General features: G+C 34.4%; 6 protein-coding genes and 1 pseudogene. 4 read left to right on the forward strand and 3 right to left on the reverse strand.

The features are described from left to right. The 4 genes and pseudogenes from PVV60_RS08580 to PVV60_RS08595 all read left to right on the forward strand — a co-directional run. Window positions 1-340, forward strand: a 340-nt coding sequence (locus PVV60_RS08580) for a tyrosine-type recombinase/integrase (RefSeq protein ID WP_404977305.1), incomplete at its 5' end; no start/stop codon positions are given. A gap of 102 nt (window positions 341-442) precedes the next feature. Then, on the forward strand, window positions 443-643 hold the full coding sequence (locus PVV60_RS08585; RefSeq protein WP_015856172.1) for an AlpA family transcriptional regulator: 201 nt from the start codon (window positions 443-445) through the stop codon (window positions 641-643). A gap of 119 nt (window positions 644-762) precedes the next feature. Next, entirely contained in the window at window positions 763-1635 is an 873-nt protein-coding gene (locus PVV60_RS08590; RefSeq protein WP_273724294.1) for a toprim domain-containing protein, read from the forward strand. A gap of 5 nt (window positions 1636-1640) precedes the next feature. Next, window positions 1641-3157 (forward strand): annotated as a pseudogene (locus tag PVV60_RS08595) (YfjI family protein). A gap of 902 nt (window positions 3158-4059) precedes the next feature. On the opposite strand, the gene PVV60_RS08600 reads toward PVV60_RS08595, so the two are convergent. The 3 genes from PVV60_RS08600 to PVV60_RS08610 form a co-directional block, all read right to left on the reverse strand. Then, on the reverse strand, window positions 4060-5052 hold the full coding sequence (locus tag PVV60_RS08600) for a hypothetical protein (RefSeq protein ID WP_273724296.1): 993 nt from the start codon (window positions 5050-5052) through the stop codon (window positions 4060-4062). A 571-nt stretch (window positions 5053-5623) separates the two neighbouring features. Next, window positions 5624-7408 (reverse strand): MFS transporter, encoded by a 1785-nt coding sequence (locus tag PVV60_RS08605; protein WP_273724298.1) that lies wholly within the window; start codon window positions 7406-7408, stop codon window positions 5624-5626. Beyond that, window positions 7401-8411, reverse strand: a complete 1011-nt coding sequence (locus PVV60_RS08610; protein WP_273724300.1) for a radical SAM protein — start codon at window positions 8409-8411, stop codon at window positions 7401-7403. Before PVV60_RS08610 ends, PVV60_RS08605 begins: the two co-directional genes overlap by 8 nt. Window positions 8412-10097 lie beyond the last annotated feature (1686 nt).

A 10097-nucleotide genomic window follows, 5' to 3' on the forward strand; every position in this document is an offset into this window, starting at 1 on the left:
CGTGCCTTTATCAACAGAAGCATTAGACATTTTAAAACAAGCACGCCTTTTATCACGCAATGATTTCTTTTTCTCTGCTAGAGGCCGTAGTCCCCTTGCTGATAGTTGTATGGCAAAGTATATGAGAAAAAATAAACTTGAAGCCTGCCCGCATGGTTTTCGTTCTAGTTTACGTGATTGGCTCGCTGAGACAACCGATGCCTCCTATGAGATCGCTGAAACCATTTTAAGTCATACGGTCGGCGGTAAAGTAGAACGTGCCTATCGTCGTACTGACTATCTAGAACAGCGCCGTGTCTATATGGATAAATGGGCGGCATATGTCACAGGTCAATCTTAAGATATGGGGTGAATAACCCCATTATCTGTGGATAACTTTAGCTCTCTTCTCTCTCATTCTTTCTCAATAAGATTCATATTTTTATTATGAAAGGATTTTAGTATGACAGAAAATGATATTCTTTTGACAGACCGTGAAAGTGCAAAATTGCTTCATATGAGTGTCTCAACATTCCGCCGTCATGTTACCAATGGCTCTTTGCCAAAACCTTTAAAATTTGGTTTTTTATCCCGTTGGTTACAATCAGATCTTTTGAATGTTATTGAGCAAGCAAAACAGCAACGTTATAACGACGCGGCGTAAAAAAAAACCTTGTCACGTAAGGACGGACAAGGCTTTCTCAAACTCATCACCCTAGAGTTAGCATAATCCGTCCTATGACGCAATATTCATAGGATAAAAAATGATGTGTTCTTTTAAGAATGCGCAGGGTATTTACACGTGCCTTGCGTGGGGTTTGGCATGGGCGTTATGGAACAGCCCATTGCCCTGCTCATGATGATAGGCTGCCTAGCTTATCCCTTTCTCATGGACATGATGGGCGTCTTTTACTCACTTGTTATGCTGGCTGCTCTTTTAGAGAGATCATACAAGCGCTCAGAAGAATTGGCTTGCTTGGAAAACAAGCCTTTTTTGATAAAGCTTATGATCATACGCTCTCTTTATCCAAACAGTTTTGTGCTGATCTCAAACGAGCAAAACAGAAAACAGAGAGAGCAAAAGCAATTTGGCAACAAAGCCAACCAATCAAAAATACTTTAGCAGAAACCTATTTACGTATGCGGGGTATTACATGTGATTTGCCTACGGATTTACGCTTTCATAGCAAGTGTCCACACCCTTTAGGGATTACACTGCCCGCGTTGGTGGCTCTTGTTAAGGGCGCTGGCTCCTTTGCTATTCATAGAACCTTTTTACAAGCCAATGGCTGCAAAACAGATCAGAAACCAGCAAAAGCCATGTTGGGATCTGTCATGGGCGGTGCTGTGCATTTAAGCCAAGCCAATCCAAAACATCTGGTTATTTGTGAAGGCATTGAAACGGGGCTGTCTCTTCTGTCTGGGTTGTTATCAGAGCCCGTTGATTTATGGGCGTCTCTTTCAACCAGTGGCATGATGCGTGTGAATTTACCCCATACAAAAGGACGTCTGACAATTGCAATGGACGGCGATGATGCGGGTCGTAAAGCAGGTTTTACCCTTGCAAAGCGTGCTTATAACCAAGGCTTTGAGGTCTTTATCATGCAAGCCCCTAACGCTTTAGATTTCAATGATTTTCTCTATTATTCAAGGTAAGTAATATGACAAAAGATAATCAAAATATTTTAGAGAATAATACCCCCGTCAATGATAACGATAATGTCTCTTTAAACGAAAATACTTGTTTAAAAGCCATTCCTTATGAAGTCGCCTTGCAACAAAACGGTTGGGGGGAATTAAAACCACTTGAATATACTCTCTTACCCGTCGAGCCTTTTCATGCTGCGCAAATGCCTTTAACTTTAAGCCGCTATGTTTATGACGTTTCAGAGCGTCAACAAGCTCCTCTTGATTTTGTGGCTGTCGCTGCTTTGTGTGGCTTGGCTGCTCTCATTGGCAATGGTGTGCGTATTGCTCCAAAACAACATGATGATTGGAAGATTGTTCCTAATCTCTGGGGCGCTCTTATTGGACAGCCTTCAACCATGAAAACACCTACCATGCAAGCCGCTTTAGCTCCTATCACTTGCCTTCAAAAGAAATGGTATAAAGACTGGTTAAAGCAGAAAGAGAGACAAGAAATTGAAGAGAGATTTGAAACTTTAGACAAACGAGAAAAGGAAAGACAAGCTCATAAAGCGATCAAAAAAGGAGAGTGTGAAACAGCCCGTGCTCTTTTGTATGAAACCCTCTCTAAAGATAATACACATGATGATGATGTCTCTCGGTTTATTGTCAATGATGTGACCGTCGAAAAGCTTGGGGAATTGTTAAAAGAAAACCCTCGTGGTCTCTTAATGGTGCGTGATGAGTTATCTGGTTTCTTAACAGATATGGAACGCAAGGAATATCAAACAGACCGTGCCTTTTATTTGGAAGCTTTTAATGGAGATGGTCAATTTACTTATGACCGTATCGGGCGTGGAACCATTTTTATTCCCAATGCAACTCTTTCAATTATAGGAGGCATTCAACCCTCTCGCATTCTGCCCTTTATACGCAATGTTTTATATGGCAAAGGCAATGATGGTTTCTTACAACGCTTTCAAAGCTTGTCTTTCCCGATGAGACAAAAGATTGGAAATGGGTTGATAGACCTCCTAATCAAGAGGCATGGAAAACTTATGAAGGGGTGTTTCATTCTCTTTATGATAAACCCCTTGGTTCACCAGAACACCCGCTGGTGATGCGCTTTTCTGCTGAAGCACAAGAGATCTTTCGTGAATGGATGCAAAAGATTTTTAAAGAAGCCAAAGAGAATAACCTTTCTGAAAGTTACAAGCGCATCTTTTGAAAATACCCAAAACCATAGTAAGTCTTGCGTTGATTTTTGAATTGACCGAAGGGGGGGCGTTTTGAAATAGGCTTGCCTTCACTCACTATGACATTGTGTTGATCACCCTATTTGTTAAGTCATGCAAAACTCATTGTAGAGCTTTGTGATCATTTACCAGATGGTTTTACCTGCACGAGATGTTTATAAGCGTGATTGGAAACTTTTAAAGGATAAAGGAATTATTCAACAAACTTTAGAGCTTTTATGCTGTTGCGACTATCTTCGTGAAATTCATGAAGACAAAACCCAAAAGGCGGTCGGCCTACAAAACGCTATGAATAGCCCACCTTGGTGAAAAATCATAGGACCACACAATAGAGAAATCTCTTTTGAGAGTTTTTCAAGCCAATCGCTCAAAGCTCTTTTTAGTGATATTCTCTTCATTGCTCTTTTTTCAAAGAAAATGATCAGAGTTCTTCTTACAAAGAGTTTTGTTGCTTTTGGAGAGTTATTCCAATGTTTATGTTATTTTTTAAATAATAAAAAACATTATATTTTAATATTTTTGTTTAGGATCTCGAGCTACTCTATGGAAATTTCTATTTTTGTAAAAAATCCAAACATGCAACAGCATGGTAAAATATATTTTTATGACATTGGTGATTATCTCAAGAGAAAAGAAAAACTTACGATAATAGAAGTTATTTGGGAGTATTGATGGTATTACGTGAATATCAGCTACAATATCATCTGGATTTATATTACTCGTAATTGGCATTTTGGATGCATGGCTCATTTGTTCTGCGAACTATTGGACTTGAATGTTTAATCTATAAAGCTCGGTATTGATGATATTAGAATAAAAGCCATCTTGATTTGTAAGTTTAATCGAATGCAAATTGAGAACATTCGATATAATAACAAGCGTATGCTTCTTAGCTAGCTCCCTTTAAGTAAGATAATAAGGCCACCTGCTATACTGTTCTGATTGGGGTTGAGCTCAGCTTTATAATAAACATCAAGCTGAAATACCTATAATTCTTTCTCATCAAAAATCTTGAATAAAAAAGGCAAGTTGCCGCTTAAATTACTGCTAATATTAAAAAAATCAAAGCCAATTTTGCCACCATCTTTGACACTTTTAGTATATGAGATTCCGATACATGAGACAAGCACCATATCGTTCTTCCATCGGTATGTCCTATATCTATTCACGAAACATCGCTGCTTCAGAGTGGGAAACACTATATATTTGTAGCAATTTCTTTTAATGTATTCATATCAAAATACAAATCCGATACCTTTCGGCAAAATTTATCAAGATAAATAAAAAATTCATCAGAGAGATATATCTTTTTTTCTCGAATTCTCATTAAATCCTCAGTTTTATTATTTAACGGATGCGCTTCAAAATTACTTGCACGATTTCCTGCTAATTTGGTAGGCATATAATGATTTATGATGTTACAAAAACTACAATCTAAAGGGCCAGAAACATTACTTCCAACCATACCAACGTAGTTATTTTTATTCTCAAAACACTTATATAATTCTTTAATATTACTTGCAAATGGCTTATAGACAAAAGCATTATAGCCATATTCGTGAATTTTTTCATAACCACATTTCACGAATGTCTCATCAGCGATATTTAAGAAACCCAAATCTGGAATTTTTGAAGGAAATTTCATAGGCTGTTCTATTCCAAACAAATTATTCTTATCTATCCTATCAATAAAATAATTCCACTGCTCAAAATTAATACTTGCATTGAAATCAATAATAAATTTTACATTTTTGTTTTCATTAACAATTGCAATTGTATCATCCAAATACTGATTCGATGATTTCAATTTTATCAAATCGTAATTACGTATCTCATCATCAATAATTTCACCTATTCCTATCGTTTTAATAGATTTTATTAATCCAGAATTAATAATTTTAGCCATTTCAACTTTTTTAAAAAAATCTTCCAACCCAAAGAAATAGCTTAAAGAATTTGAAAAGTGTTTACTTTTATTTATTGATCTTTCATTTACAGATTTTATAAAATCGTCCGGCATTTCTCCGTGACTAGGTGACAATGGCAACTCCATAGCAAAGGGCGAAATAACTTTATCCCGAACAGTAAATAAAATTATCAGTTCTGTTTTTTCAACTAACACACCAGAAGAACTGTGAAAAGAATCCGATAATTTATATTTATTGGTGTAAACTCTGATGCGTATATCCATATTTTATCTCACAGCCAGAAAAAAAATCCTGTATCATATTTAACTGAAATGTATTCTCGTATTTTTTTCCATTTTCACAATTAACTAAAATGAACTCGGGAGTAGCGATACATATTAGAGCTAACACTTCTGCCAAATCGAATCTCTCCGATAAAGTAATCGTCACACTATATGGTACGCTATATTTTTTCATACATTCTATGTTACGCACCCACTTTTGTTTATATTTTTTACTGTCTAGATTTCTTATCTCTGAAATAACATCTGTGCCTATTTGTATCCCTAAAAAGAACGGATTACTCTTTAATAGCTTCAAATATGGTTGAATATAGATGTGCCCCCTGTTGCAATCCGAAAATATTTTTTACAAATGAGACACATACAAGTATATTTATGAAGTAAATCATAATCGAGCTCAAAAGGCTCTCCACCAGAAAGAATAATAAAATCAGATTTTATGTCATTTATTGTATATAAAGATTCAGGCAACGTGTCATCTCTCACCATACATTCCATCGAATATGGACAATGATTGCACCCCGCACTGCAATTTTTATTACAAATTACAATATTATCGCCCATGAAATTTCTTATTCAAGTTCATATAATCCAATACTAATTGTTTCATGAAAATATTTTGGTATAGACAAAGATCAGAAATTTTTTTAGCCACAAACGCTTTTATCATTGGTAAAGCTTCATCCTTTGATATAGACAGTAAATGAGAAATATAGTCTATCCGTTCTTCTAAATTGAGAGATAATCTTGGACTGGTGAAAAATGTTAAAATATCCAATTCCGGACTGGCTTCTTGACATAAATCCCAATCCACTACCATAAAAGAACTATCAGGAGTAACAATGATATTATCAGGATGTAAATCTCCATGTGATAAGATTATATTCTTGCTTAATCGATCTTGAAAGATCTTATTGATTTGATCAATAATCGTCTTTTGATGTAGCAAATCCATTTGGCTCAATACAGTCCCTCGGATAAACTCCCATTCGACTACTTCATCGCAAAGTGTTATCAAATTTGGTGCAGGATAGAGACTTTGTCGAAAAGAGCCATCCTTGATGTTTTCATTAATGCACGATGCTTCCGGATAAATTTGCCCATAGCAAAACTCTTGATGCTTGCGTTTCAAGAAATGTTGTTTTGACGATTGTGCATTTTCAGGCTGTAACCAAATAATTTCTTGTTTTCTGACAAAAATAATTAAAGCAGACACCCCAAAAATCACAGCCATAATCACTGCCAACCACAAATTAGCTTGCCAGAATGTTGAAAAAACATGACCGTATAAAAAACTGAATGCAAAGGATACAACAGCTGTAATAATAGCTGTAAATGATAAAACAGTCGCGATAGCTTTGGGATCAATCAGTGAATTTATAAGAAGAGACGACAGATAAGATCGATAAGCGGATTTAAAAACACATAGCAGCAAAAATCCTAATATAAGAGCCGCAATGATTTGAAATGACATGAGAAAAAAAGCAATGGTTACCATACAACCAATCATTAAGACGGGAAAAATAGGATTTTGAAACTTTGAAAAATACTTCTGAAACAATATATTGGAACTTGCTGAAAAAAAATTCCCAATGATAAAAATAATCGAAACCAAAATAGCAGGTTGAAATGGCAAAAAATCGGAAAATGCGATAGAAACAGTTCGATTATTAACCAAAATAGCAAAAGCTGAAACTGCACTTAAAAAAATAAGAGTGAAGCGATAAGGATTTTTGACTTCTTTACGGCTGGCGCACATAACTGTGAAAATACTCGGATGAGCGTTGATATGAAAACTATCTAATCCCTTCGTCAGTTTTGAAAACATAAAAATAGCAAAAATTAATGAAAGGACTTGAAAAATCACAGGCAATGCAGGATGCACATAATAAAGTATTCCCCCTAAAAAAATAAGTACCGTTGTCACACTATAGGTAACAGCAGCCACTTCGGACTTAACGGAAAACAGTGTGCGATGCTTTGGTACTACAGAAAAGAGTAAACTATCTTCCGCACCTGAGAAACAAGCGGCTGCTAATGTAATACACAACAAATAAGTGGCGTAAGCAAAATATGCATAATTCATAAAAAGAGCTAAAAAACCGCAAAGAAAGAAAAACAGCCCAGTATAAATAACGCGTTTACTTCCATAAACATCTGATAATAAACCCAAGGGGACTTCTAAGATCAAAGGAAGCAATAAAAAATAACTACCGATTAAAACAATATCCGCTTGCGACAAATGCAATTTTTCTGACAAAAAAAGTGGTAAAACAGCAACCACTAGAGCAGTAGACTTGCTAACACTATAAATCTTAAATTGCTTAACCTTATCCACAAAATACCTTCCCACGACATCCGCTACATGCGCCAGATTCTTTCAAAGATTTTAAAACGCTTTGAGCAGACCAATCTATTGCCTCATAATTTTGTAGATTCCCAAAAGCTTCTGAATAAAAGCAATTTTTTAAATCTCCATTATAGTCCAATACCAAGGATGAAAATGGAAATAAACACATTAACGGCGACGAAACGTACGTAGAATTTTCGCCTAAGTAATAATTAATACAATTTACAAAATTTTGTGACGTCCATGAGATTTTCTTTTCTTGAAACTTTTTATCTATATAAACCTGGAGGGGGGATTCTTTCCTTGATAATTCATCTCTCAAATGAAAAAGTGAAGCGTTTGGTGGAAGAGTTTTGTTTCTTAAAGCCTTAGATCGATCCTTTGTATTATTTTTTCTAGAAAAACTAAATGACGACGTATCGAGCGGGCTGAATCCGATATAATCGACATCTTTGCTTATACAAAAATCGATAAAATTAATAATATTTTCTAGAATCTCTTTGGTAACTGTCGCTCTTATTCCTATACTTTGCAGAGGTTGAAGATTTTTAACGGTTTCAATGTTTTTCCACACGCGATCAAATTTATTCGCCCCCCGTATATCATAATATCCTTGGACACTAGTCGAATCCATAGAAATAACAATTTCTTTTATGTCATACTGTGAAATCCATAAATTTTTATGCAATAAGATGCCATTAGTATTTAATTCAACAGGCAGACCTAGTTCATTCAACGTTAATAAAATATCTTTAAGCTTCGGATGCATTAAAGGTTCTCCCCCAGAAAGCATCACTGAGGTAGCTCCTTTTTCTTTCAACATTCTAAATAAGGGTATTAAACTTTCTGGAGTATGCCAATTTTTTTCCTTAATCTTCCAGCAATCGCACGTGATACAAGGGCTATTGCAATTCTGGATAATATGTATAATAGGTGTTACAGGTACCCATAATTTTTTAAGATCAAAAATCGAATCTGACGCACTAATCAAGTTTTCCTTCTTTAAAAGAAAACCATTCTTTTCTAGTTCTCTTAACAAGATTGAAAAATCTGATGCTAAAATCTCTGTCTCTACATTAAGCTTTGCCGCAACAGTTTCAATTTTCTGATTCTGTAAAAAACTGAATCAATTAAAATTATAGCTGAATCATTAAGCACAATAGTCTGAAAATCATTTAATCTAGTTATGCTATTCTCGTCGAGATTAATACGAAACATTTCCCCTCCTAAATTGTTTCTTAATAATACAATGGATAAGGGCGCTGCTGCACCCTTATCCTGCTTTTTTATTTTTTTCTATCTCGCACCAATGGTTTATAACAAGTTAAAGTTGCACTATTCACAGTGCCAATCACCTGCGGTTTTTTATATGACATAATATCCCCCTCATATTGTTATTATGTACCTTATTTATATTCAAGACATTTTTATTTACAACTTTATAATTGTAAAGTCAAGTTAACTGTATTATGCAATATTCAGTTTGGGAAACAAATTGGCCTATACCGGTATAAATCGAAAAACTCTTGTGCTCAGCTAATTTCCATTTTAACTAGTAAGTTCATTCAAAAAGTATTATTCCTGATTTCAATGGCGATTTCACTTCAATCGCAATAAGAAATATGCAATGCTCTGCTTTATCAAGTAATTTTAAAAAGGTTTTTTTGGGCTGAAATAAAGAATAGTTGTTGCGTAAATCAGCTTCTCAGAAGAAAAATTTTTCAATTATTTTTCTGTTTTAATTGTAATTTTGTGAAATACTACTTGCGGTGAAATTACTTTTAAAAGAGGTTTTATTCGACGCCAAAATACAAACTTTTATTTCTTATTAAAGATACAATCTTATTGATTTATAATGATAATCTAGCATTCTTTGGTTAAAAACAACAGCATAAAACAATAAAGAAATCTCTTTTGAAGTCTTTAAGACAACCACGCAAAACTCTTTTTATGGCATTCTCATCAAGGAACTTTTTTCCAGAAGAAAATGATCTGAGTGACCTTATCAGAAGAGTTTTGTCAGTCTTGTCAGTTCTTTTTAGAACCTATATCATTTTTTTTAAATGAGAGAAAATTAAAATCATTATATTTCAATAAGTTAAGTTTTGTCTATTTTTCAAAATACAACTTATTAAAACAACCATAACAAATAAATACAACTGTAAATATATATTTGTCAGTTTGTGTCAGTACATTGAATCGACAAAAGTGATCATTTAGTGAGTGATTAAAACACGTCTTAAAAAAACATGTGATCTTTTAAAGCCCTTCAAAAGAAACGGTTTATAATCATAAGAAATGCTATCAAGACTATTGTGGTTATGAGTTTTGAGGATTTTGAGGGTTCTTTTTACCCCCCTTTATATATATTTTTTAGTCAAAAATAAAAACATTATATTTCAATGTGTTAAGATTTTACAGATCTTTAAAAAACAACCTATATCGACATTACAACCTATAAATTCAACTAATAATATACGTTTTGAGGGAGGGTTGACGATTTTTATACCTTCAAAACCTCTCTATAAAATAATTCATAAAACCTATCAAAATACTTATTCTGATATTTTAAAGCCCATGGTGCATTTGTCTTGATTAACAGGTCAATTAACATATCAAATAAACAGCAAATTTCACTATTTTGCTGATCTAATCTCTCTCATGGGCTGTGGATAAA

This window comes from Bartonella sp. AU18XJBT, assembly GCF_028618595.1.
GTDB lineage: Bacteria > Pseudomonadota > Alphaproteobacteria > Rhizobiales > Rhizobiaceae > Bartonella.